The organism is Gemella sanguinis ATCC 700632, from assembly GCF_000701685.1.
In the GTDB taxonomy this organism is placed as follows: domain Bacteria; phylum Bacillota; class Bacilli; order Staphylococcales; family Gemellaceae; genus Gemella; species Gemella sanguinis.
The window spans coordinates 104,078-127,865 of record NZ_JNJO01000001.1 but is presented as its reverse complement, the minus strand read 5'-3'; the positions used below and the strand labels follow the sequence as shown (position 1 = coordinate 127,865).

Sequence of the window (23,788 nt, the reverse complement as noted above, 5' to 3'; positions counted from 1 at the left end):
AATTAGGAGTTTTTTTAAAAAATGAAAGAAAAAGAATTATTCGGGGTTTGTCCTTTCTTTACAACACAGAAAATATTATCAGGTAAATGGACGATTTTAATTTTACATTTACTTGAGGGAAAAGCAGTAAGATTTAATGAGCTTCAACGTGAGTTAGGAACAATTACACAAGCTACTCTAACAAAACAACTTAAACAACTAGAAAAAGATGGATTGATCAATAGAAAAGTCTACGCACAAATACCACCTAAAGTAGAATATAGTTTAACAGAAATTGGACAAAAGTTTCATAATGTACTTAATGAACTTGAAGTTTGGGGAAATGACTATATAGACTTTCTTGAAAAATCTGATAGAAAAGACTTAGTGGCACAATAATGGATAAAATAAATAAAATTAAAAATATCCTTCCCCTACTATCTGAAAAACAAATAGATATACTAGATAGTATTATTTCATCTTGGGATATTAAATCTTCACAGCTTCTTACAGATGATGAGATAGTTAAGGCAATTTATGAAAATACTATAAATCCTATTGAGGATCCACTTAAAAATTATTCAAAAGAAGAATTGTTAGAAGAATATGGTGTTCTATTTTATAATAAAAATGAAATGGAACAAACGACTAGCAATATGGAAGGTATTGAAATAGAATATCCTCAAAATATGACTAATAAAAATTCCGAAGAGAATAAATATGATAACTTAGACATTAAATCACTTATTTCTAAAAAGCCCTTAGTCGAAGAAACAGTTAATCAACAAACTAACGATGAAGATTTTGATCCACTTTTCCCAAATGTCGATTTTGACTCTATGACAGGACTAAATAAATCTAAGTATGATGACTTGGATTTCTCAGCTTTAATATCAAAGAAACCTAAATAGCAAAAAGGAGATGTAACTTTACACCTCCTTTTTTTATTTTTCTTTCATTATTAAATCTTTAATATAACTTATATACTTTTCTTCCATTATTTGCGCGCGAAGATTAGGACACTTATCCAGTATCTTTCTGCCTTCTTCTAAAAGTTCTAATGCTTTTTCAGGATTATTATTTACTTTCCACTCAATTAATGCATTTATCGTCTTATTCTGAGGTGCATTTGCTTTGAGACTAGATTTTGTAAATGAATCATTTAGCAATTCCTCTAACAATGGATTTTCTTTATCTAGTAAACACATAAAGAAAATTAATAGCTTAGAAACTTCTATTTTGTACGGTAGTATCATATCCGGATTTTCTTTATAAAATTGTAAAAGTCCATGATATGCTTTTTCAAATTCAAATTGTTCTTGATAGTAATCGTACTCAATAAGTTTTAAAGCATCTGTATTATAATTTGGTTTTTCTATTTTAAGATTTTTAATTTTTTCTAATTCTTCTGGATGTTCTTCAATATATGATTTACCTATACTCGCATAATAATTAACTACTAATGTTAAGTATAGAACATATTTATTAGTTTCATCTTGTGTAGAAAGTTTATATGTCATACCATCATTAAAACCAGATGGTATTGCATTAGATATTCCAAATATTATCCCTATCATTACTATCATTAAAGTATAGATACTAGGATATATAAACCAAATAGCTACAGAAAATATAAGGTTGCCAAGTACTCCACCAGCCAGATACAGTTTATATCGAAACTTTCCTTCTATATATTTTGGTGGTTTCATTAAGCATTGACCTAGAGTACCTCTCATATGATGTAGTCTTAACTTAAATTTATTATTGTCATCTTTTTCAAGTTTAAAATCAAATACTCTAAAACTAACGAATTTATATCCAGTTAGCAAACCAAATACTAAGTGTCCAGCTTCATGGACAATAATTTGTATTACTACACCTATAACACATGATATTATTAGTAAAATTACACTAAAATCTTCTACTTTTGGAGCTAATTTCCCAGCATAACTTCCTCCAAAGAATCCAACAACTCCACATAGTAAAATATACGCTGAAAATTTTAATATTCTTCCACTTTTTTTATTCATAATTCCCCCTATTTAATCAATTTTTTCTTGAATGAAGTCTATGATTTCTATTAATTCTTCTTTTGACCCTACTGTGACTATAAATATTACATCACCCATAGCTTCTGCAAAAACTTTTGGTACATACTCCACCATTCTGATTTTTTCATGGTATTCGATATTAATATCATCTTCTGAATATTTATAATTATATTTATTTCGTCTAGATACTGTAGCTGTGTAGTTATCAGTTTCATATTTTGGTACTTCTTCACCTACTACTACTTTTGCATATAACTCACATAAATCACAGTTATAAGCATAGTTATATAAATCTATTGTTATTCCACCAGCGATACGATTATTATATTCTAATGCTATATATTCTCCATCTGGTAGTTTAAAGAATTCAATATGGAAGAATCTTTCCTTCATACCAAACTCTTTAACAATATTTTTACCAAGCTCTACTAATTTCTCATCAATTTTTGGTTCTATATCTGTATAATAATCTTTAGCATTATTTATTAATTCAAGTGTTGGTAAACTATAAGTAAAACTTGTATCGAATGCTACATTTCCTTCACTATCGATTAATCCATCATATGTACAAAGTACTGCATTATCAATATATTGTTCAAGGAAATAACTTACACTTTCATCCCAAGTATTTCTAAAATTCTCAACGTCTTCTTGTGTAAATAGTTTATAAGTATTAGCTGCACCTACTCCATTATCTGGTTTAGCTATTACAGGTAATCCTAAAATTTCTATAGTTGGAGCAAGTTCTTCTTTATTACTTATAGAAAGACCTTCTACTACTCTAGCACCTGCATTTCTAAAGACATCTTTCATTCTTGATTTATATTTAGTTAATGATAGCTGATTAGGTTTTACTCCATCGATATTGAAGTCTTCTCTGATTTTGGCATCTAATTCTAACCAATATTCATTATTTGATTCAACTCTATCTATTTTTCCATGTTTATATGTTAAAAAAGCTACGGCTTTTAGCACTTCATTATAGTCTTCTAAATTATTAACTTTAAAATACTCTGTAATAACTTCTTGTAGTCTTGGACTTAGTTCATCATAGCTTTCCGTACCTATACCTAAAACAGTTATTCCCTTTTCACTAAGTCTTTTTGCGAAATATTCTTGACTCTTGGGAAAGTTAGGAGAAATTAACAAATAATTCATAACTACACCATCCTTTTTCAATTTACTTACAATTTTATCATAATTTTAAATATTTTTCTAATATTTTCTGAAAAATAAATAATTATTTTAATAGTAAAAAGAGAATTAAAAGTTTGAGTTACTTTTAATTCTCTCTTGTTTATTCTTTAATATTTACTGTTATATTTTGTAGATATGTTTTAAATGTTGAATCAACCTCTTCACTTAAACCTTTTGTTGCTTTTAAGTCAACAAAAATTTCTACTTTTTCATTAAAAGTTTGAGTCATTATAATGTTACTTAGCACACAAATATTTGATACTAAACCACAGAATTCTACTTCTTCATAATCACTTCGTGAAATATATTTTGCTAATTCTCTACTTCCGAAAGTTGTTTTATTAAATACCTTTTTAGCATCTTTTTCATAGTCAGCAACTTTTCCGTATAGAGCATGTCCTTCAGAATCTATTATACAATGCTCAACTGGTAGGTGTTTTCCTTCACGTGTTGTTAAGTAGTTAGTATAGTGAGTATCTTTTGTAAATATAACATCTTGATTATCTTTTTTATATTGTTCAATCTTTTCAACAATAATTGGTTCAAGTTCCTTAGTCCCTGGGGCCCCTAGAGCACCATCAACAAAGTCTTTTTGATAATCTACTACTACTAGTAGTTTCTTACTAGTCATATTTTTTAAAGTAACCCTTATATAATATAAAAATACAACCACTAAGAGTACTATACAAACTTGGAACACCATATCATAAACAAATTTCATATTAAATCTTGGCATTCTAACAACGTTATAAATAACTATTGCTATCCCAATAATAAATGGTATTGTTAATATTTTTACCTGTTTTCTTATAAAAATTGGGAAATCTTTAGCTCCTACTTTTTTATATATAAGATATCCAAATAAACCAATTGCACCTACAATAACAGCTAATGTTCCATACTTATGCATTAAGTGGAATAGATGTTTTGCTCCAGGTCCAAAAATATAACCTAATGTTATAAATGTTCCAACCCATAGCATTCCTCCTACTGTAGAATACACATGGAATTTTTTCGCATTAACTTTTGTAATTCCAGAGAAGTATCCTAGTATATGTCTAACTCCTGGAAGATAATAGGCAACAAATATCACTACATTACCATACTTATTAAAAAAGTCTGACGCCTTAGTCATTCTATATGGCGTAAGTCCAATATAAGATCCATATTTATCTATTGCTTTAACACCTAGCCTTCTACCTACTTCGTAAGAAAACTGCATACCTATTATAGTACCTAATGCACTTGCAATAACCATACCTAGGTAACTTCCATGTCCTCCGTAAGCCATAATACCTGCCAGAAGCATCATTGTTTCTCCAGGTAAAGGAAGACAAGCAAACTCTAGAATAAGTGAGATAAACAGTATTAGATAAACATGTTCCGCTAATAGTTTAAATAGCATTTCCATTATAAACTATTCTCCTTTGCTATAATATTTATTCATTATATCATATTTAAACTTCAACTACAAATTTAAACATACAGTTAATATGATACTATTGTATATACTTTTTTACCATTTTAGCAAAAGAAATAGAGCAAACTATATCATATTAGCATTTATAATATCACTTTTAGTTAATTATAACTTAAAAATTACATTAAATAAAATTTATTATGTATCTATTTTTGAAACAAAAAAGGCTCGAGATTTAGTCTCGAACCTATTTTATTAAACTAGTACTTTATCGTTCTCTTTTCTTTCTTTTGGAGATTGATGTACTTTTACTTCTATTTTTCCTTTTTTATTTAATTCTCTTACTTTTAGTACTGCCCATAGTTGAGCTGCAATAAATAGTGAAGAATATAGACCGAATACTAATCCAATTAATAACGCTACGTTAAATGAGTAGATAGAACTACTTCCTACTAATAACATTACTACTACAGTAATAATAACTGTTAATACTGTATTAATAGAACGCGTTAAAGTTTGTCTTAATGACACGTCAACAATTTTGTAAATTTGCTCTTTAGTTTTAATTAGTTTTTCATGACGCATGTGTTCCCTAATCCTATCGAATGTAACGATTGTATCGTTTATTGAATATCCGACAATTGTTAGTACTGCGGCGATAAATGTAATATCAATTTCTAAACGAAGTAAGCTTGCCATAAATATAATAACTGCTACGTCGTGTAGAAGTGCGATAACACTCGTTAATCCCATTCTCCATTCGAATCTAAAGGCTACATAAATTATAATACCGATAGATGCATAAACTAGAGCGTAAATTGCATTCTTAACTAATTCTTTACCTATTACTGGAGATACAACACTTAAGTTTGCATCTTTTTCGTATTTTTTAGCAAAGTATTCTTTTATTTCTATTGATTTGTCTTGTGCAAAACTGTCTTTTGAATATACAGTTGCTTGTTTTTTATCTTGTGATAAAACTATTTTTTCTTCTTTTACATTTAGTGAACCTAAATCTTGTTTAACTTGATCAGTAGTTAATTCTGTATTAGCTGCTATGTCAATACGAGTACCACTTGAGAAGTCAATTCCTAAGTTAAGTTTATTCATACCTAGTGAGATTGATCCTGCTATCATAATAGCAATACTTAATGCAAAGAATTTTTTCATGTGTTTTGTAAAACTTAACCATTCAAATTTAGTTGGTAAGTTTAATGAGTTAATACCAAACTTAGTATCGTGAATTGATTTTTTACTTACACCGAAGTATCCAGGATGATTATTAAAGAAGTTAGATCTTACTAATAGACCAAGTAATAATCTAGTACCAAATACCGCAGTTATAAAGCTGACTAAGATAGATAGTAATAACATAGTCGCGAAACCTTTAACACTACTTGTACCAAAGATAAATAGTACAACAGCCGCAATTACTGTTGTGAATTGCGAGTCAAAGATTGTCCATAGTGATTGTTTAGCTCCATCTAGGTAAGCTTTTTGCAGTGGATATCCTGCACGAACTTCTTCTTTAATTCTTTCATACATGATGATATTAGCATCGACTGCCATACCTACCCCTAAGATTAGGGCTGCGATACCTGGTAGTGTTAGAACTCCGGATATCATATTAAAGAATACTACAGTTAGATATACATATGCAACCATCATTACACTGGCTACAAATCCTGGTAATCTATATACTAATAACATAAATGCACAAATAATTCCAAGTGCTATTGCTCCTGCTAATACTGTTTGGTATAATGCATCAGCTCCAAATTGAGCCCCTACAGAGTTAGAATAGATTTCAGTAAGTTTAACTGGTAAAGCACCAGAGTTAAGTAATGCAGCCATCTCTTTGGCTTCTTTTACTGAAAAATCACCTGTAATTTGAACATCATTTGAGTTAATTGTTTGGTTAACTTGTGGTGCTGAAATGTATTTTGGTTTTTCTTTAGCAGCTTCAGCTTTAAATGAATCACCATCGCTAAAGTCCATCCAAATTACCATTAAGTTTTGACCACCAGTTTTTTTACTTATATCAGAAGTGATTTTACCAAATTTTTCTGCATCTTTTAGTTTTAATTTAACATCTGGTTTAGAGTTTTGATCATAACCTTGAGATGCACCATTTTCTTGTAAATCAGATCCGTCTAGAAGAACATTATCATCAGTATCACGAATTGTTAAGTTAGCTTGTGTTGATAATACTTTACGAGCTGTTTCTTGGTCTTTAACACCTGCTAATTCAACCCTAATTCTATTACCTGCTTCAACAGTAATAACTGGTTCACTAACACCTAAGATATTGATACGTCTACTAATAGTATCAGCAGTTGCTTTTACAGCCGCTTCATCTATATTTTGTCCTTCTCTAAGTGGTTCTACTTGATAAAGAACCTCAAAACCACCTTGAAGATCTAGTCCTAAGTTTACTTTCTTCGCATTAGATTGTGCTGTTAACCCTATTGAAGTTAAAACAATAACTACTAATGATAAGAAAGCAAGAATACGACTAAATTTTCGTTTTCCTTGTTTTCTTCCTCTCATGAAAGTTTCTCCTTTATTTTATTTTTCATTGTACAATATATAGCAAAATTACATATTAATCTTAATTTTACTATCTTTAAAAATTAATACGCTACCCTTTAATTTACCAAATTTTCCCAAAGTTAGCAAGAGGGTTATTTGATTTTTTCATAATATTTTTCAACATATTCTATAACTGAGAAGTCATTATTATTTCCTATAACTTCATCACACATGTCTTGGATTGCTTGACTAGAATTATTAGGACAAACGCTCCAACCTGCTACATCGAACATTTCTTTATCATTAAAGTTATCTCCAAATACTACACATTCTTCTATAGGAATATTATAGTGTTCTGCAAGTTTTTGAATAGCTGTTCCTTTGTTACACCCTTTAGGCATAATATCAAAGAAATCAGTTGCTGAAAAAGTTCCATCAACAGGTAACACTTTTGCTACTTCTTTATAGAATTTCTCTATCTTATCATGATCTTTAGCGATCATCATAATTTTTTGGCAACTTTCATTATTCTTTTTGATTTCTCCAATTATATCTTTATGAATATACATAGGAGTTTTTAATTCTTCAGGCATATCCTTTTCTATACGTTTCATTCTTGCCATGCTAAATGATAGTCTATCACAGTATATGTAATTCAATGTGTAAACATGGAATTCTATACTATCATCGTTTAGTTCTTTAAACATATTAAAGATTGTTTCAACTTCTTCAATTTTAAAGCTTTTTTGATAAACAATCTCCCCTGTCGTAAGATTTCTTATTAAACTACCATTATTTGATATTACAACGTCATTCATACCTAGATTATAGTAATAATGCTTTATCGCTATATCTGGTCTTCCTGTCGCAATTATGAATTTACTTCCTTTATCTTGTAATTTTACAATTACATCACGAGCATTTGGTGCTACTTCTTTTTTATCATTTAAAAAAGTACCATCCATATCTGTTATAAACCATTTCATTAGTTATTTTTCTCCTTCGTAAATACTAAGAATTTACTAATTACATAATTAGCAACTAGCACTACAAATTGTATAATAAATTTAGATAAGTATGCATTCATACCTAAATAAATAAAGAATTCAACTCCGAATACTTCTATAACTAGTGTAGATAATCTCGCTGTGAAGAATTTTGCTAATTCATAGAAAACTTTTTTAAATCCAACAGCTTTTGAATTAAATACATATCTCGCATTAACAAAGTAAGCAAATAAAATTGATAATGTTATCGATATTAAGTTAGCTGGTCTTACTCCCATACCATAGTAATACAAAATAAAGTAAGTTACTACGTTAACTAATGTTGTACAAACACCAAAGAAAATATAGTTAACTATACTTTTATACTTAGGCTGTTTGTAAAGATCCAGCATTTTCGTTATTAAATTTTTCATGCTATCCTCTTTAAATATAAAATTTTGCTAACACTTAATTATATACCTATACAGCCTTTTTTTCAACTTTTTGTATGCAAAAAAGGTAATTTAACTTTTATTGTTAAACTACCTCTTTTTTATTATTTTTCTTTTGTAAATTTTACTACTACTGTTTGTTCTTTTTTGTATCTATTTTCCCCTGATACAGTTAAAATCAATTCGTTATTTTCCAATTTATAATTATATGTTACAGGATTTAATTCTCTTTTATCTGTATATATTCCTAAAAGATATAGATCATCAATTCTTGGAGTTTCAGGAAATGATATAGTTTTATTCTCAGTATCTAAAACACCATCTTTTACTTTAACATTAATGACACTATTTTCAATAGAAGCTTCCGTGTGTTCTAATTTTGGTTTAGAAAGATTAAACATATAAGCATTACTTTTTTTGAAATCATCTAGATCTTTATGTCTTTTATACCCTGAACGTTTAAAATCTGCTTCATATAGTTTGTTAGCATCAAAAGTATTTGTTAAAACAACATCCTTATCTTTTATTATTAATTTAATATCTGCTTCATTATAATAATTTTTTATGGCCTGAGCACGCTCTTCAGAACCTACTCCAGAAACTATTATATTGTGAACTGTTTCAGGTAAATCTTTTACCTTCCATGTACCTTCAAGGCTTTTTTCTTCTTTTTGTGTTGTGTTATTACTGTTGTTACCATTAGATTGTGAACATCCTGTAAGCACACATGCAAGGCTTAAAAATATTGGTAAGATATATTTTTTAATTCTTTTTATATTCATAGTAATTCTCCCTTATTAATTTTTTTCTTTTGTAAATTTTACTACTACTGTTTGATCTTTTTCATACATATTTTTTCCTGACACTGTTAAAATCAATTCATTATTTTCCAATTTATAATTAAATGTTACAGGCTCTTTTTCTCTTTTTTTAGTATGTAGTCCTAGAAAATTAAAATCATCAATTCTTGGATTTTCAGGAAATGATATAGTTTTATTCTCAGTATCTAAAACACCATCTTTTGCTTTAATATTAGTAACATTATTCTCAATAGAAACCTCATTATGTTCTAATCTTGATTTTCCTATTTTAAACATAAATTCCCAATGTTTTGTAAACTCTTCTAAAGATATTCTTCTTTTATAACCTGCTCGATTATAATCTGCTTCAATCAATTTTGTAGCATCGAATGTATTTGTTAAGACAACATCCTTATCTTTAATTATCAACTTCATATCAGCTTCATTATAATAATCTTTCAAATCCTGAGCACGCTGTTCTGAACTGGGTCCTGAAACTATTATACCGTACATTGTTTCAGAAAAATCTTTCACTTTCCATGTACCTTCAAAGCTTTGCTCTTCTTTTTGTGTTGTGTTATTACCGTTATTACCATTAGATTGCGAACATCCTGTAAGCACACATGCAAGGCTTAAAAATATTGGTAAGATATATTTTTTAATTCTTTTTATATTCATAGTAATTCTCCCTTATTAATTTTTTTCTTTTGTAAATTTGATTACTACCGTTTGGTCTTTATCTTTTCTATTTTTCCCTGATACAGTTAGTATAAGTTCTTTACCTTCAATTTTATAATTAAATGTTATCGGCTCTTTTTCTAATTTTTCCGTTTCTATTCCTAGTGTATAAAGTCCATCAATTGTTGGAGTTTCCTGGAAAGATATCGTTTGTTTATCTGGATCCAATACTCCATCTTTCAATTTAATATTTATCACATTATTCTCAAATGAAGATTCAGTGTGTTCTAATTTCTTTTGTGATAACTTAAACATTGATTCTCTACTTTTTGTAAATTGTTCTATATCTTTGTATCTTTTGTATCCTGAACGTTTGAAATCTGCTTCAAATAGTTCTTTAACATCGAATCTATTAGTCATTACAACATCTTTATCTTTTATCGTTAATTTCAAATCAACATTATTATAGTAATCTTTTAAAGCTTGAGCACGCTCTTCTGAACCACCAATATCAATAATTATTTTATAAACTGTTTCAGAGAAATCTTTTACTTTCCATGTTCCTTCTATAGTAGGATTCTCTTCTTGGCTCGTATTATTCCCATTATTACTATTTGATTGTGAACAACCAGAAAGGACACATGCAAAACTTAAAAATACTGGCAAGATATATCTTTTAATTCCTTTTTTATTCATAATAATACCTCATTTAGTTTTCTTTTGTAAATTTAATATTTATTGGATATTCTTTTCCCTTTACATCTTTCGCAGTTACTGTAAGAGTTAATTCACTATTTTCTATACTATAATTATATGTTACCGGATTAGTTTCATCATTATAAGTAGGGTTACCTAATAAGTACTCAGTATCTATCGATGGTGTCTCAGGAAATGTTATAGTCTTTTTATCTTCATCTATTTCACCATTTTTGAGTGTATAATCTATTTTATTCCCATCTCTTATAGCTTTAGTATGTTCCAAAACATTATAATTTACATTAAAGCTAGTTCTTTTTTTATTAGTATACTGTTCTAAACTCTCATAAATTCCTTTTTCAAAATTATTAAAATAATACTCATATAATTTTGTTACATCAAATGTATAATGTAGTACTGCATTGTCATTTGTTATAGTTAATGTCATATCAAAGTCATTATAAAAGTTTTTTATGCGTTCTTCCACATCGACTCTTTTAGCTCCAACTTGTAATAATTGTTTAATTGTATCCTGGAAATCTTTTACTTTCCATGTACCTTCTAAAGTTGAATTTTTTTCTTTTTTTACTGTATTATTTTGATTATCACTAGTAACATTTGATGAACAACCAGAAAGTACACATGCAAAACTAAAAACTATTGGTATGAAATACTTTCTTATTCTTTTTACATTCATAGAAATCCCTCCTACTTTGTAATTTTATTATATCAAGTAAATGTGAAAAAATAAAATATTTTTATTAAAAAATATATTACAATCCTCCTCTTTATACGTAAAAAAACTAACCTCCTAATTAGAGATTAGTTTTATATTAGTTTTGAGATTGTAATTCTATATTTTAAACTTCTTTTATTTTGTTCAAAACTTTTAATTGTAAATCGACCAAATTTTCTTATCGATAAAATGTCGTCTACTGAACAATTTTTCTCGCCATTTTTTACTATTACATGATTAAGTTTAACAAATTCTTGTTCTAAAAATTCCTTAACCTTGCTTCTAGATTTATTAGTAATTTTTGCGACAATTGAATCAATTCTAAATGATGAAGTTACTATTTCAAAATCTTGGAATTCTTTTTTTATGTCGATGTCTAATTCGCTAACTTCTTTAAACTCTAGATTAACTCTACCAATTTTTGTTAACTCCATTTTTATAAAGTCAGCAATCTCCCTATCAACAAATATATAAATAGAGCTTTCTGAAACTACTATATCTCCTACTCTATTAAAATTAATTCCTAAATTATGAACTGTTCCGAGTACATTTCTGTGTTCTATTTTATTAAATTTATTATTATAGTCGGCTCTTAGACAAACAATATCGTAATCAATATCATAGTATTCATTAGAGATTATTTTTGCTTTTTTTCTTTCACTACCTTCATATCCACCAAAAAACTCAACTTTGTAATCTGGATAATTATACGCAGCTACTTTACTTAGAACTATTTGTTCAAAGTTTGTAAGAAATCTTGTTACGGTATTTCGATTATCAAGAAAACTTACTGTTTGTAGTAAATTTTCTGCGTTTTCTTTTTCTTCATTAGATGCTGTTGCCAAAAAATTTATCTTTTTCATAACTATCAATTATCCGAATAAGATAAAATATACTAATCGTTGAATTAGATTTAGTGCGAAAAAAGCAACAATTGGTGAAATGTCCATCATTCCAACCGGTGGTATTAATTTTCTAAATAGTTTTAAGTATGGTTCACAAATAGCAGTTAAAAACTCTCCGATAAAAGTATTTCTAACTTGTGGCACCCAAGACATTATTACATACGCAAAAATAGCATAATAGTAAAATGAAAAGAGATAAGATACAAATTTATATACCCAATAATATTCTGCTATATTTAACAATATTAGTACTCTCCTTCGTAAAAGTCTCCAGAAACTTCTACACCGTTAGGAACACAAAGATAAATATCTTCTCCAATAGTTTTTAATCTAGCATCTAGAGCATATATTCCACCTGAAATAAAGTCTAATAATCTATCTGCTGTTTCAATATCTAACTTAGCTAGATTAATAATTACTACTTTATTTTTTTTGATATCATCAACAATATCTTTACTATCAGCAAAAACAAGTGGTTCTGTTAATACTACATTGTTTCCTCTGTTTAAAATTGGATTTACTGGTTGTTTACTGCTCACTGGCTTCTCCTTTGAAACTCTTTTTCTTGGTTCTTCTTGTACTTCTGGTGTGTTTTCAACTATTTCTTCATCTTCAAAATCTTCTTCGCTTACAAATAAATTATTAAATTTTTTCATCATACTCATAATTATCAAACCTCATTACTTTATATTTAACTACATAATTATATCATATTTACAGTAGTTTTTAAACTAATATACAGCTTTTTATACTATAAAAAATCATAATTTTAAAGTTTTTTTAACTTTTAAGTTATTTTTATTTTTTTACACAATTTTTACTATAAAATTTTATAGTATTTTTCATTTTGTGCAATTCAAAATTTCATATTCCTATTTTATTTTACAATTATTTTATAATAAATTTAGATTATTATTTGTATTTATTATTTAATAATGGTATACTAAGTATATTAATTTTTTTCTTTTGTTCACTAAACATTAAAAAACCTTAGAACTCTTTGTTCTAAGGTTTTTTCTTTTAATCATAATATTTGTTATATCTTTCTGTTACAGCCTCTTGGATTTTAGAACCAAGCACTTTTAAGATTGAGTATACTGGAATACCTAAGATTGCTCCAACTACCCCTGCAATATTAACACCAATTAAAATTACAAAAATAACTGTAAGTGGGTGCATATCCATGCTTTTACCCATAATATTTGGAGAAATAATATTTGCTTCTAGGAATTGAACTATCCCCCAAACTACAAGCATTTTTACAACCATTACCCAACTTGTTGATGCAGCAACTAACATTGCCGGTGTTATAGCTATAATTGGCCCTATATAAGGTACTATACTTAAGAATGCTGCAATCGTTGCTAATGAGAAACCGTAGTGTAGCCCTATGATAGTATAACCAATATATAACATTACTCCTATACAAAGTGATACTAGCATTTGCCCTTGAATATAAGACCCGACTTTATTATCTATTTGATCAATAGTATCAGCAACTGGTTTTTTTAATCTTTTCGGTAATAAACTAACTAAATATTCATTGAAATTAGATGCATCTTTTAGTAAGAAGAATAATACAAAAGGCATTGTCATTAATATAGTCGCTGTAGCTGATAATGATGAAGCAACTCCCTGTGCAACCGATGTTGCAATAGTTACAGCTTCAGAACTCATTTTTGAAGTATTTAAATTATTATTTATATACTCTATAACTACTTGCATATATGCATTATCTGAATATGCATCTAAATAATCTCTAACCATCTCTATATATTTAGGTATTGAAATGATCAATGTTTGTGTTTGTTCTACAATTATAGGTACCATACCTATAATAACTACTAGTATAACAACAAACCCTACTAACATAGCAAGTAAGCTACTAGCAAATCTAGGTAGTTTTTTCGAAAATAGATTAACTAATGGATTTAATATATAGTAAAATACATAAGCTAGGATAACAGGTGCAATAATACTAGAAACTATTGCATTTATCGGTGTAAATATATATGAAATCTCAGTATATAAATATATAGCGATACCTAGTAAAATAACTATAGTTAAAATATATAAAATTAACTTCCCGCCAATAAATTCTAGAAACTTGTCTTCTCTAGAATCTTCTAATTCTATAAGCTTTTTATTCTTTTCTAATTCTTTTTTTATTTTTTCTGACATATGTACTCCTCTCTACTTTTACTTAAATAGATTCAGTGACAATTCATAGATAGTTATAATTGTCATATAGCTAACAAATCCCAAAGCTAGAGACAGTATGCTTACAAAAATCTTTATTTCTTTTGTACTATTTTTTTTGAAAAATTTTCCAAAATCAACTTTTAATAAAGCAAAATTAGAAAGAAGTATCATTATAAATAGTACTGTTAGTTTGAATATATTCATATATCTTCCTTTTGGTCAATATGTTATTTAAACATATCCAACCATCCTTTTTTCTTAAATACCCACAACATACCTATTGCAATTAGAAGCATTATTGCACAGATTAAGAAATATCCGTATTCCCATTCTAATTCAGGCATATATTTAAAGTTCATTCCATAAAGTCCAACTATGAAGGTTAATGGAAGAAAAATAGTAGATATAACCGTTAGGGTCATCATAATATTATTAGACTTCAATGAGTTATATGTCATAAAGTTCTCTCTGATATCACTGGCTAATTCCCTATTTGCTTCAATAATCTCAGTCTGTTGAACTAAGTCATCATAAATATCATGGAAATATTTTCTATCGTTATCAGTCATTTCTACACGTCTTGAGACTAAAAATCTATGTATTACTTCTCGCATTGGACGTAGTCCACGTCTTAATTTTAATAGATCTCCTCTTAGCTCAAAAACCTCATCCATAATCTTACTTCCTGATTTATAGAAGTCAGATTCTTCAATCTCATCAAGACGATTTTCGATTTTAGAAATGATTGGAATATATCCTTCTACTATTTCTGAAACTAGCATATGCATAACGTGAAGGGGTGAATATTGTGATCCACGTTGTAAAATTTTTGGGACAATTTTGTTAACATATCTTATGTGAGAGAGGTGGAATGTTACAATATAATTTTTTCCAACAAACATATTAATAGTTTCGTAGTCATCATCAAGATTTTTTAATACATGTGACACTAAGAATATTTGTTGTCTAGAAATTTCTATTTTAGGTCTTTGTAAAAGTGTTAAACAGTCTTCAATTAAAAGTTCGTGGAACTTGAAGAATGTTGAAAGTAGATTAATTTCGCTACGTGTTGGTTGGTCAAAGTCGACCCAGAACCATGCTATATCTTGATCTTTGAGCCTTTGCAGACTTACATCAGTTAGAATATCTCCTCTTTTATCTACTGCTATTGTTTTTATCATTATTCTTCACCTCTCTTAATATTTTTCTCACAACTACAATGATAACATACTTAGAGAAATTAGTAAATTTTTTATTCGCATTTAGTTGCAATATAATGCATGACTATACCTGCTGCCACTGCCACATTTAAACTTTCTGCTTTACCTGTCATGTTTATTTTGAGTAAATTATTTACTTTATCAAGTATGTCTTCTGATACTCCAGAACCCTCATTACCAAAAATAACAGCTACTTTTTCCCCTACATTATCTATTTGTTCTAAATATTTATCACCTTTTAACGAAGTAGCGTATAAATCAAAGTCTTCCATTTCTGGAATAACATCCAATATATCTATATTATCAAAGCAATCTATATGAAAGTTACTTCCCTGTGTACTGCGTATAACTTTTTGTCCATAAATACTAGTTGTACCTTTACCTAAAATAATACAATCAAAAGAAAATGCATCTGCAGTCCTAATTATTGTTCCTAAGTTACCTGGATCTTGTACTTGATCTAATATTAGAACTCTACTATATTTAGAAATATCTAGTTGTTTATTCTCTATTTTACATACCGCTATTACTCCTTGTGTAGTTACTGTATCAGTAAGTGATTTAAAGACATTTTCTGATACTATAGTTACTTCACCATAGAAGTTGTCAAATACTTTTGAGTTAGTAAAGTTCTCTGATACTACTATCTCTTCTACTAAATCTGACTTTAATGCTTCTTCTACTAGATGTATACCTTCTATTAAATACTTCTTGTATTTTTTTATGTTTCTGTTTTCTTTTAATTTATGAATCTCTTTTATTTTTTTATTAGTTACTGATGTTATCATTTTTTCTCAACTTTCTTATTATATTATTATGTAAATGTTATAAGTAAAGATTTCTTCTATCATATTATAATCAATATTGAATAAAATTACAAATTATGGTATAATTCTGTTATTATAAACAATATTAGCAAAGGAGTATACCATGTCATCATTTTTAGTATCAAGTTTAATAATACTAGCTATTTTTGGGGCAGTTGGATTATTTAATTATTTCAGAATTAGAAATGCCGTTACTAAACTGCCATATGAAGAATTTAGAAAAAATCTTAGAAAAGTTCAATTAATCGATGTTAGAGAAAAAGAAGATTTCAAATATGCACATATTAATGGAGCTAGAAATATGCCTAGTTCACAATTTAACTTCCTTTACTCTTCATTAAGAAAAGACCAACCTATTTATCTTTGCGATAAAAACGGAACATTAGCTCCTAGAGCTGCATTAACTCTTAAGAAAAATGGTTATACTAACATTTACATGTTAAAAAATGGTCTTCAAGATTGGAAAGAAAATCTTAAAACAAAAAAATAATTTATTTTACCAGTATCAATCTGATACTGGGTTTTTTATTATTGTCATATCTTAATAACTATAAAAAAAGAGATGGTTAATAAACCATCTCCTTTAATCTTATCTTAAATTGCTATTTTAAACTTTTTGCATATTCAAATAGTTTTTTTGCAGTTTTTAGCGTCATATTTTCAATCTTTCTACTGCCGATTCTATAATTTTGAATCATACTTAAAGCAATACCAGTATCTTTTGCAATTCGATAGTCAGTTAAGTTACTATTAAATAAATCTTCTATTTCTTTAATTATCTTCTCCATTACGCTTCCTTTATACAAACATTAGAATTATTGAGATTATAGTAGCTATAATTCCTAGAATTAGTATTGTCTCTTGTATTTTTTCACTTCTCATAATATATAATATGAATAAAAGAAAGTTACTTATTTTTCTATTAAATCTGTTCCTTTTATTCACTTCCTCACTTTCTTTCTTTGTTATATATATTTATACCACAATTATCATAAAAAATCTATATTTATGCTAATATAAATACAATAAAAAATATATAATTAAAGAAGATATATAATATAAAATAAAATAATTATATTTAGAATAATAACCACCCCTTTTCTGGGATGGTCATTATTCTTTAAAATCCTATTCCATGAAACCTTTTAGCTTATTAAGCTTAGATGGGTGTTTTAGTTTTCTAATTGCTTTTGCTTCGATTTGACGTATTCTCTCACGAGTAACTCCAAATGCACTACCTACTTCTTCTAAAGTATGAGTTTTTCCATCTTTAAGACCAAAACGTAGTTTTAATACATTTTCCTCACGGTCTGTTAGAGTTTCAAGAATTTCTTCTAATTGTTCTTTTAATAACTCGTTTGCTGCATGTTCTACTGGAGATTGTGCTTCTTTATCTTCGATGAAATCTCCTAAGTGTGAATCATCTTCTTCACCGATTGGTGTTTCTAATGAAACTGGTTCTTGAGCAATTTTTAGAATTTCTCTTACTTTATCTGGTGTCATATTCATTTTCTTAGCAATTTCTTCTGGTTTAGGTTCACGACCTAAATCTTGAAGTAATTGTCTTTGAACACGGATAAGACGGTTAATAGTTTCTACCATGTGTACTGGAATACGAATAGTTCTAGCTTGGTCCGCAATAGCACGAGTTATTGCTTGACGAATCCACCATGTAGCATATGTACTAAATTTAAATCCTTTTTCATAGTCGAATTTTTCTACGGCTTTGATTAATCCCATATTACCTTCTTGGATTAAGTCTAGGAATAACATTCCACGACCAACATATCTTTTTGCGATACTTACAACAAGACGTAGGTTTGCTTCTGCTAAATCTTTTTTAGCTTGCTCTTTTTCTTCTTCAGTACCATTTTCTATTATTTTAGATAATTCTAATTCTTTTTCTTTTGATAAAAGTGGTACTTTACCAATTTCTTTAAGGTACATTCTTACAGGGTCATTAGTACGAATACCTGCTGGTACAGATAAATCTTCTAAGTCTAATTCTTCCTCTTCCTCTTCAACTTGGTCAACATTTATTAGGATAATATCTTCACGATTTAGTTCTTCGTAAAAATCGTCTACTGCTTCAGAAGAAACGTCTAATTTTGATAAAGCATCTAGTATTTCCTCTTGAGTAAGCTCACCTTGTTTTTTACCTTTTTCTATAAATTCTTTTTTTATAGTTTCAAAATCTTTTACCTTTTTATTAGCCATTCGTTTCTCCTTATTTCTTATATTTCTTTAATTGTTCTAATAGTTGTTTTTGGGCTTCTACGTCCATTTCTTGAATAGCAATCTTCAACATTTCTTTTAATTTTTCCAATGAAATCTCACGTTTTTTAAAATAATCTATATAATCTCTAATGACTTCTTTAGGTGGTTCATCTTCAATCAAAAAGTCTGTTTCATCTATATATGTTGCTAGTCTGACAACTTCTTCGTCTTCTGTATTTTCTATACTGTGAATAAAATTATGAATTCTGAAATCTAAGTTATTATTATAATATATAATTAAATAATCTATTAGTCTTTCAAATACTTCTTGATCAAACTTACATTGTTCTAGCTCTGTAAAATTATCAATAAATGCTGCACGGCTCACAAAAAAGTATTTAAATAACCTACATACTTTTTTATCATAATTTGTAGTTTTAAATAAATTAAGTGGTTTTTCCGGTGCAGTCCACTCTTGAGTAGTTCTTAACTTACGAGTTGGGAACTTGTTTAATTCTCTAGTTAAAACTTGTCTATCTATATCAAACTCTTCTGAAAGATATGTAAGAAGTATATATTTTAGTGACTCATCACCGATAAATGCAATATTTTTTAATATTTCATTTTTAAATTTTATTTTTTGTTCGATATTTGATTTTGATTCATTGTTACAATAATCTATTTTAAACTTTATAAAATGGTCTTTATTATTAGCTACGTAACTTTGTGTATCAAACTCACTATTTTTTGATGTTTTTTCAGTTAAAAATTCATCTAAGTCTTTAGCACCAGTAAACTTTAGCTTATACACATTATCAATTTTTTGGATAATTCTATTCCCAATATCTATTTGTGCTTCTGTTCCTGCTTTATCATTATCAAGACTAAGTGTTACTTTATCAACTAAATTTAACACTTCAACTAATTTGTTATTATCAATATTTGTTCCCATTAAAGCAACTACATTTTTTACTCCATTTTGATGAGCTTTTATTACGTCCATATATCCTTCACAGAGAACAATTTCTCTCTCTTTTGCGATAAAAGCACGAGCATCAGAAAAGTTATATAATACAGTTCTTTTTTCAAATATTTTAGTTTCGTGGGTGTTGTAGTATTTAGCTACTTGCTTATCCTGTGACATCGTTCTTCCCGAAAATGCTACAACTTGATTTTGATTGTTTTTAATTGGAAACATAATTCTATCTTTAAAAACATCGTAGTAATCATTATTATCGTTTTTTCCTAGTAGTCCCGCTTCAACCATTGCATCTAGATTTAAATTATTAGACTTAAAAAAGTTTAATGCAATATTATTATCTCTAGGTGCGTATCCAATATTAAAATGCTTAATTGTTTCTATTGACAGGCCTCTATCTATTAAATAGTTTAAAGCCCCTTGTGCTTCTTTTGTATTTAATAAAATATAATTATAATAGTCAGCTAATAATAAGTGACCATAATACATAGAATCTAGCTTATTGTTTAAATCATAACTTACTTCTTTATTATCATTTGACTCTAAGTTAAGTCCCAACCTTGTACCTAATTTAACAATAGCTTGATTATATGTTATATTTTCTATTAATGATACAAATTGAAATATATTTCCACCCTTTCCGCATCCGAAACAGTGGGCAATCTTTTTGTCAGGAGATACAGTAAAAGATGGAGTTTTTTCATTATGAAAAGGACACAAACCTAAATAGTTTTGTCCACGTTTTTCCAGTTTTATATACTCACTAACTAAACTGACTATATCTATATTCTCAAAAATATAATCTATATCTTGTTTAGAAATTTTTGCCACTTTACTCCTCCTTTAAACCAAAAATTATTAACTACAAGATGGAAAAGCGATAAAATTTCCCTTTTATAATTATATCACAAGAAGCCTATTTTTTCTATAGTTATAACTAATTATTTTGTTGTTAAAAAAGTTAATTTTCTACCTTTTATTTTGATTATTTTCCTATACGTTGACTTTATCTCATAATAATTCTATAATATTCATATCTATAAAAAAGGAGTTTTTTTTGTGAAAGTAGTAATTGTTGGTGGAGGAAAAGTTGGAGAATTATTATGTGCCGATTTTTCTAACACATTTGAAGAAGTAACATTAATCGATACTAATGAACAAAGAGTAGAAAAACTCGTAGAAACTTATGATATAAATGGACTTTTAGGTAATGGAGCAAACTATGATAACCTTGTTGAAGCAAGTGCTGGAGAAGCTGATATGTTTATCTCTGTTACTACTAGCGATGAAATTAATATGATTTCTTGTATTGCTGCTAAACAAATGGGTGCAAAACATACAGTAGCTCGTATAAGAAATCCGGAATATTCTAAAACGAAAGAATTCATTAAAAATTCGCTTGGGATTGATTTAATGGTTAATCCTGAATTTGAAGCTGCTAAACAGATTGTTTATATGCTTAGGTATCCTACAGCTACAAAAGTAGAGAGTTTTTCTGCTAATAAATTTAATATTCTAGAAGTTGTCATTCATCAAAATAGCATATTAAAAGGTGTTTCTTTAATCGATAGTAAAAAAATAATAGACTTCCCTTCTCTAGTTTGTCTAGTTGAAAGTAATGGGAAAGTTTTTGTGCCTCGAGGAGATTATATTTTCGAAGTCGGAGATAAGGTGCATATAACTGCAGCTAATAAAGATCTAAAAAGATTCTATAAATTATTAGGAAATAAAGATAATCTTGAGAAGAAAATAACATCTTCTTTAATTATTGGAGCAGGTAAAATCGCTCACTATCTTATCGAGTTCTTTATTAAAGCTAATATTTACACTAAAGTAATAGAAATAAACAAAGATAAAGCTATTGAACTTAGTGAAACTTATCCAGAAATAGATGTTATTTGGGCTGACGGTAGTGATCGTGACACTCTAATCGAAGAAGGTATTCAAACATTTGATAGTTGTATTTCACTTACTGGTCTTGATGAAGAAAATATAATTATTAACCTTTATGCGGATAAACTTGGAATTAAGAAAACAGTAGCAAAGGTAAACCGTGCTTCTCTTAAACAAATAGCTGAAGACATCGGGCAATATTCATATATTACTCCAAAAGAAATAGTTGGTAATATTATTGCGAAATACAGTAAATCTCTACAATGTAGTAAGGATTCTGAAATTGAAAACTTCTATCGTATTGCGAATAATCAAGCAGAAGTTATTGAATTTAAAGTTTCGCAAAATAATCTTAAGGTGCTTGGTACCAAACTTAAAGATATGAATATTCATTCGAATATGCTTATTGCTTTTATTGTTAGAAATAATAAACAAATATTCCCAAATGGTAATGATGAAATTAAACTTGGAGATAACGTCGTTATAGTTAGTTACAAACAAAAAATTGAACATATCGATGATATTCTTAGGGGGTAATTATGAATTATAAAATGATTTTTTATGTCCTAGGTAAAATGTTAAAACTTTTATCTGGTCTACTACTATTACCTACTTTATGTTCACTAATTTATAAAGAATCACGACACATAACATCTGCATTTATAATTACTATTATTATTTCATTTTCAGCATACTGCATAATTAATTTCTTTACTGATAAAGATGGCGATCGTGATTTTTATAAAAGAGAAGGTTACGTAATAGTTACGCTAACTTGGATAGTATTCTCATTACTTGGTGCCCTTCCTTTTTACATATCTGGTGAAATACCAAGTTACATAGATAGTTTATTTGAAACTGTTAGTGGTTTTACAACAACTGGTTCTACTATTCTTACAGATATAGAATCTATAGAAAAAAGTTTATTATTATGGAGAAGTTTCACTCACTTTATAGGTGGTATGGGGGTTATTGTCTTTGCGGTTGCTATACTACCTAGATCTCCACATACTATCCATATAGCTAAGGCAGAAGTTCCTGGACCATATTTTGGTAAAGTAGTATCATCAATGAAACAAACAGCAATATATTTATATTCTATATATATATTGCTTACTGTTATTCTGTTTGTTTTACTACTATTTGGAGGAATTGGAATTTTTGATAGTATAAATATTGCATTTTCTACAGCGGGAACTGGTGGTTTTTCAGTAAGAAATGCTGGAATAGCCTACTACAATAGTAAATATATTACTATTGTAGTTGCAACATTTATGTTGATTTTCTCTATGAATCTTAGCTTAATATACTTTTTAATATTTAAAAAATATTTTAAAATTCTAAAAAGTGAAGAACTACGTTGGTTTTTTGGAATGATTTCTATTCTATCAATAATCATGTTTTTAGATATTTATCGTTCTTACGACACACCAAATCATAGTTTACTAGATGTATTCTTTACAGTAGCTTCAGTTGTTTCAACAACTGGATTTACATATAATGACTTTAATATTTGGCCTGTATTTTCTAAAATGATAATACTTATTCTTATGATTGTTGGTGGTTGTACAGGAGGTACCGCAGGTGGTATAAAAATACCAAGGTTAATATTCTTTATAAAGAATGCTAAAAAATCAATTAGTAAGGCTCTTAATCCTAGAAAAATTATTATGTTAAAAATCGATGGGAAAGTTATCAAGGATACTACCCCTTTAGCAAACTACTTACTTTTATTTGGTTTTATCTTTGTAATAATATTATTCTTAGTTACATTCCAAATAAATGATTTTGAAGATGCAATATCATTAACCGTAACTTCAATAAGTAATGCTGGTCCAGCATTCAATCACTTTGGACCTATGAGTAACTTTTCTACTATACCAGATTTTACAAAAGTTATTTTGTCATTTTCTATGTTATTAGGAAGGCTAGAATTAGTACCACTAATTGTATTCTTCTCAGCTAAAACATGGAAAAAACGTAGAAAAATAGAAAGAAGTTCTACTAATTAAATAATA

Annotated in this window: 25 protein-coding genes; 5 read left to right on the top strand and 20 right to left on the bottom strand. The window is 28.1% G+C overall.

Going from position 1 to position 23,788, the window contains the following annotated elements:
• The first annotated feature begins 21 nt into the window (after positions 1–21).
• On the top strand, positions 22–378 hold the full coding sequence (locus T369_RS0100635; RefSeq protein WP_031550331.1) for a winged helix-turn-helix transcriptional regulator: 357 nt from the start codon (positions 22–24) through the stop codon (positions 376–378).
• Entirely contained in the window at positions 378–890 is a 513-nt protein-coding gene (locus T369_RS0100630) for a hypothetical protein (RefSeq protein WP_031550328.1), read from the top strand. Before T369_RS0100635 ends, T369_RS0100630 begins: the two co-directional genes overlap by 1 nt.
• Positions 891–923: 33 nt before the next feature.
• Here the strand turns inward: T369_RS0100630 and T369_RS0100625 are convergent, their stop codons facing one another.
• The 17 genes from T369_RS0100625 to T369_RS0100545 form a co-directional block, all read right to left on the bottom strand.
• Complete coding sequence (locus T369_RS0100625) at positions 924–2,009, bottom strand: hypothetical protein (protein WP_031550325.1); 1,086 nt, start codon at positions 2,007–2,009, stop codon at positions 924–926.
• A 12-nt stretch (positions 2,010–2,021) separates the two neighbouring features.
• Positions 2,022–3,188, bottom strand: a complete 1,167-nt coding sequence (locus T369_RS0100620; protein WP_031550321.1) for an ATP-grasp domain-containing protein — start codon at positions 3,186–3,188, stop codon at positions 2,022–2,024.
• A gap of 139 nt (positions 3,189–3,327) precedes the next feature.
• On the bottom strand, positions 3,328–4,638 hold the full coding sequence (locus T369_RS08940; RefSeq protein ID WP_031550319.1) for an isochorismatase family protein: 1,311 nt from the start codon (positions 4,636–4,638) through the stop codon (positions 3,328–3,330).
• Positions 4,639–4,902: 264 nt separating this feature from the next.
• A complete protein-coding gene (secD, locus tag T369_RS0100610; RefSeq protein WP_031550315.1) occupies positions 4,903–7,197 on the bottom strand; it encodes a protein translocase subunit SecD in 2,295 nt (764 codons plus the stop codon).
• 134 nt (positions 7,198–7,331) lie between these two features.
• The gene (locus tag T369_RS0100605) at positions 7,332–8,165 is read right to left on the bottom strand and encodes a Cof-type HAD-IIB family hydrolase (RefSeq protein ID WP_031550312.1); all 834 of its coding nucleotides are present in this window, start codon (positions 8,163–8,165) and stop codon (positions 7,332–7,334) included.
• The gene (locus tag T369_RS0100600) at positions 8,165–8,599 is read right to left on the bottom strand and encodes a GtrA family protein (RefSeq protein WP_006364339.1); all 435 of its coding nucleotides are present in this window, start codon (positions 8,597–8,599) and stop codon (positions 8,165–8,167) included. Before T369_RS0100600 ends, T369_RS0100605 begins: the two co-directional genes overlap by 1 nt.
• Before the next feature lie 122 nt (positions 8,600–8,721).
• The gene (locus T369_RS0100595; RefSeq protein WP_031550309.1) at positions 8,722–9,399 is read right to left on the bottom strand and encodes a hypothetical protein; all 678 of its coding nucleotides are present in this window, start codon (positions 9,397–9,399) and stop codon (positions 8,722–8,724) included.
• A gap of 15 nt (positions 9,400–9,414) precedes the next feature.
• Positions 9,415–10,095: a hypothetical protein gene (locus T369_RS0100590; protein WP_031550305.1), complete on the bottom strand. Its 681-nt coding sequence runs from the start codon at positions 10,093–10,095 to the stop codon at positions 9,415–9,417.
• 15 nt (positions 10,096–10,110) lie between these two features.
• Entirely contained in the window at positions 10,111–10,791 is a 681-nt protein-coding gene (locus tag T369_RS0100585) for a hypothetical protein (protein WP_031550302.1), read from the bottom strand.
• Between the two features lie 13 nt (positions 10,792–10,804).
• A complete protein-coding gene (locus T369_RS0100580; RefSeq protein ID WP_031550299.1) occupies positions 10,805–11,488 on the bottom strand; it encodes a hypothetical protein in 684 nt (227 codons plus the stop codon).
• Positions 11,489–11,619: 131 nt separating this feature from the next.
• Positions 11,620–12,390 carry a YlmH family RNA-binding protein gene (locus T369_RS0100575; RefSeq protein ID WP_031550296.1) on the bottom strand — a complete coding sequence of 257 codons (771 nt, stop codon included), beginning with the start codon at positions 12,388–12,390 and terminating at the stop codon, positions 11,620–11,622.
• A gap of 9 nt (positions 12,391–12,399) precedes the next feature.
• A complete protein-coding gene (locus T369_RS0100570; RefSeq protein ID WP_031550293.1) occupies positions 12,400–12,675 on the bottom strand; it encodes a YggT family protein in 276 nt (91 codons plus the stop codon).
• Between the two features lie 2 nt (positions 12,676–12,677).
• On the bottom strand, positions 12,678–13,097 hold the full coding sequence (locus T369_RS0100565) for a cell division protein SepF (protein ID WP_006364345.1): 420 nt from the start codon (positions 13,095–13,097) through the stop codon (positions 12,678–12,680).
• A gap of 355 nt (positions 13,098–13,452) precedes the next feature.
• Complete coding sequence (locus T369_RS0100560; RefSeq protein WP_031550288.1) at positions 13,453–14,613, bottom strand: AI-2E family transporter; 1,161 nt, start codon at positions 14,611–14,613, stop codon at positions 13,453–13,455.
• Between the two features lie 18 nt (positions 14,614–14,631).
• Positions 14,632–14,838 carry a DUF1146 family protein gene (locus T369_RS0100555; RefSeq protein WP_031550285.1) on the bottom strand — a complete coding sequence of 69 codons (207 nt, stop codon included), beginning with the start codon at positions 14,836–14,838 and terminating at the stop codon, positions 14,632–14,634.
• Between the two features lie 23 nt (positions 14,839–14,861).
• Positions 14,862–15,815 (bottom strand): magnesium/cobalt transporter CorA, encoded by a 954-nt coding sequence (gene corA / locus T369_RS0100550; protein ID WP_031550282.1) that lies wholly within the window; start codon positions 15,813–15,815, stop codon positions 14,862–14,864.
• A gap of 71 nt (positions 15,816–15,886) precedes the next feature.
• Positions 15,887–16,642, bottom strand: a complete 756-nt coding sequence (locus T369_RS0100545; RefSeq protein WP_031550279.1) for a TrmH family RNA methyltransferase — start codon at positions 16,640–16,642, stop codon at positions 15,887–15,889.
• A gap of 142 nt (positions 16,643–16,784) precedes the next feature.
• Here T369_RS0100545 and T369_RS0100540 point away from each other — a divergent pair, with 142 nt between their 5' ends.
• Positions 16,785–17,171, top strand: coding sequence for a rhodanese-like domain-containing protein (locus T369_RS0100540; RefSeq protein WP_031550276.1), 387 nt, complete (start codon positions 16,785–16,787; stop codon positions 17,169–17,171).
• 112 nt (positions 17,172–17,283) lie between these two features.
• Here T369_RS0100540 and T369_RS0100535 read toward each other — a convergent pair whose 3' ends face one another.
• The 3 genes from T369_RS0100535 to dnaG all read right to left on the bottom strand — a co-directional run bounded on the left by T369_RS0100535 (position 17,284) and on the right by dnaG (position 20,708).
• Positions 17,284–17,469, bottom strand: a complete 186-nt coding sequence (locus T369_RS0100535) for a hypothetical protein (protein ID WP_031550274.1) — start codon at positions 17,467–17,469, stop codon at positions 17,284–17,286.
• A 340-nt stretch (positions 17,470–17,809) separates the two neighbouring features.
• The gene (gene rpoD, locus T369_RS0100530; protein ID WP_031550272.1) at positions 17,810–18,898 is read right to left on the bottom strand and encodes an RNA polymerase sigma factor RpoD; all 1,089 of its coding nucleotides are present in this window, start codon (positions 18,896–18,898) and stop codon (positions 17,810–17,812) included.
• Positions 18,899–18,908: 10 nt separating this feature from the next.
• On the bottom strand, positions 18,909–20,708 hold the full coding sequence (dnaG, locus tag T369_RS0100525; RefSeq protein ID WP_031550267.1) for a DNA primase: 1,800 nt from the start codon (positions 20,706–20,708) through the stop codon (positions 18,909–18,911).
• Positions 20,709–20,936: 228 nt separating this feature from the next.
• Between dnaG and trkA the strand changes: the two genes are divergently transcribed.
• The gene (gene trkA / locus T369_RS0100520; protein ID WP_031550264.1) at positions 20,937–22,307 is read left to right on the top strand and encodes a Trk system potassium transporter TrkA; all 1,371 of its coding nucleotides are present in this window, start codon (positions 20,937–20,939) and stop codon (positions 22,305–22,307) included.
• Positions 22,308–22,309: 2 nt separating this feature from the next.
• A complete protein-coding gene (locus T369_RS0100515) occupies positions 22,310–23,782 on the top strand; it encodes a TrkH family potassium uptake protein (protein WP_031550261.1) in 1,473 nt (490 codons plus the stop codon).
• The last annotated feature ends 6 nt before the right edge of the window (positions 23,783–23,788 follow it).

What these genes read in the sequence shown, in the direction of transcription:
- T369_RS0100635 (WP_031550331.1), top strand. Translation starts at nt 22, where the DNA reads ATGAAAGAAAAAGAATTATTCGGGGTTTGTCCTTTCTTTACAACACAG.
- T369_RS0100630 (WP_031550328.1), top strand. Translation starts at nt 378, where the DNA reads ATGGATAAAATAAATAAAATTAAAAATATCCTTCCCCTACTATCTGAA.
- T369_RS0100625 (WP_031550325.1), bottom strand. Translation starts at nt 2,009, where the DNA reads ATGAATAAAAAAAGTGGAAGAATATTAAAATTTTCAGCGTATATTTTA.
- T369_RS0100620 (WP_031550321.1), bottom strand. Translation starts at nt 3,188, where the DNA reads ATGAATTATTTGTTAATTTCTCCTAACTTTCCCAAGAGTCAAGAATAT.
- T369_RS08940 (WP_031550319.1), bottom strand. Translation starts at nt 4,638, where the DNA reads ATGGAAATGCTATTTAAACTATTAGCGGAACATGTTTATCTAATACTG.
- secD (WP_031550315.1), bottom strand. Translation starts at nt 7,197, where the DNA reads ATGAGAGGAAGAAAACAAGGAAAACGAAAATTTAGTCGTATTCTTGCT.
- T369_RS0100605 (WP_031550312.1), bottom strand. Translation starts at nt 8,165, where the DNA reads ATGAAATGGTTTATAACAGATATGGATGGTACTTTTTTAAATGATAAA.
- T369_RS0100600 (WP_006364339.1), bottom strand. Translation starts at nt 8,599, where the DNA reads ATGAAAAATTTAATAACGAAAATGCTGGATCTTTACAAACAGCCTAAG.
- T369_RS0100595 (WP_031550309.1), bottom strand. Translation starts at nt 9,399, where the DNA reads ATGAATATAAAAAGAATTAAAAAATATATCTTACCAATATTTTTAAGC.
- T369_RS0100590 (WP_031550305.1), bottom strand. Translation starts at nt 10,095, where the DNA reads ATGAATATAAAAAGAATTAAAAAATATATCTTACCAATATTTTTAAGC.
- T369_RS0100585 (WP_031550302.1), bottom strand. Translation starts at nt 10,791, where the DNA reads ATGAATAAAAAAGGAATTAAAAGATATATCTTGCCAGTATTTTTAAGT.
- T369_RS0100580 (WP_031550299.1), bottom strand. Translation starts at nt 11,488, where the DNA reads ATGAATGTAAAAAGAATAAGAAAGTATTTCATACCAATAGTTTTTAGT.
- T369_RS0100575 (WP_031550296.1), bottom strand. Translation starts at nt 12,390, where the DNA reads ATGAAAAAGATAAATTTTTTGGCAACAGCATCTAATGAAGAAAAAGAA.
- T369_RS0100565 (WP_006364345.1), bottom strand. Translation starts at nt 13,097, where the DNA reads ATGAGTATGATGAAAAAATTTAATAATTTATTTGTAAGCGAAGAAGAT.
- T369_RS0100560 (WP_031550288.1), bottom strand. Translation starts at nt 14,613, where the DNA reads ATGTCAGAAAAAATAAAAAAAGAATTAGAAAAGAATAAAAAGCTTATA.
- T369_RS0100555 (WP_031550285.1), bottom strand. Translation starts at nt 14,838, where the DNA reads ATGAATATATTCAAACTAACAGTACTATTTATAATGATACTTCTTTCT.
- corA (WP_031550282.1), bottom strand. Translation starts at nt 15,815, where the DNA reads ATGATAAAAACAATAGCAGTAGATAAAAGAGGAGATATTCTAACTGAT.
- T369_RS0100545 (WP_031550279.1), bottom strand. Translation starts at nt 16,642, where the DNA reads ATGATAACATCAGTAACTAATAAAAAAATAAAAGAGATTCATAAATTA.
- T369_RS0100540 (WP_031550276.1), top strand. Translation starts at nt 16,785, where the DNA reads ATGTCATCATTTTTAGTATCAAGTTTAATAATACTAGCTATTTTTGGG.
- T369_RS0100535 (WP_031550274.1), bottom strand. Translation starts at nt 17,469, where the DNA reads ATGGAGAAGATAATTAAAGAAATAGAAGATTTATTTAATAGTAACTTA.
- rpoD (WP_031550272.1), bottom strand. Translation starts at nt 18,898, where the DNA reads ATGGCTAATAAAAAGGTAAAAGATTTTGAAACTATAAAAAAAGAATTT.
- T369_RS0100515 (WP_031550261.1), top strand. Translation starts at nt 22,310, where the DNA reads ATGAATTATAAAATGATTTTTTATGTCCTAGGTAAAATGTTAAAACTT.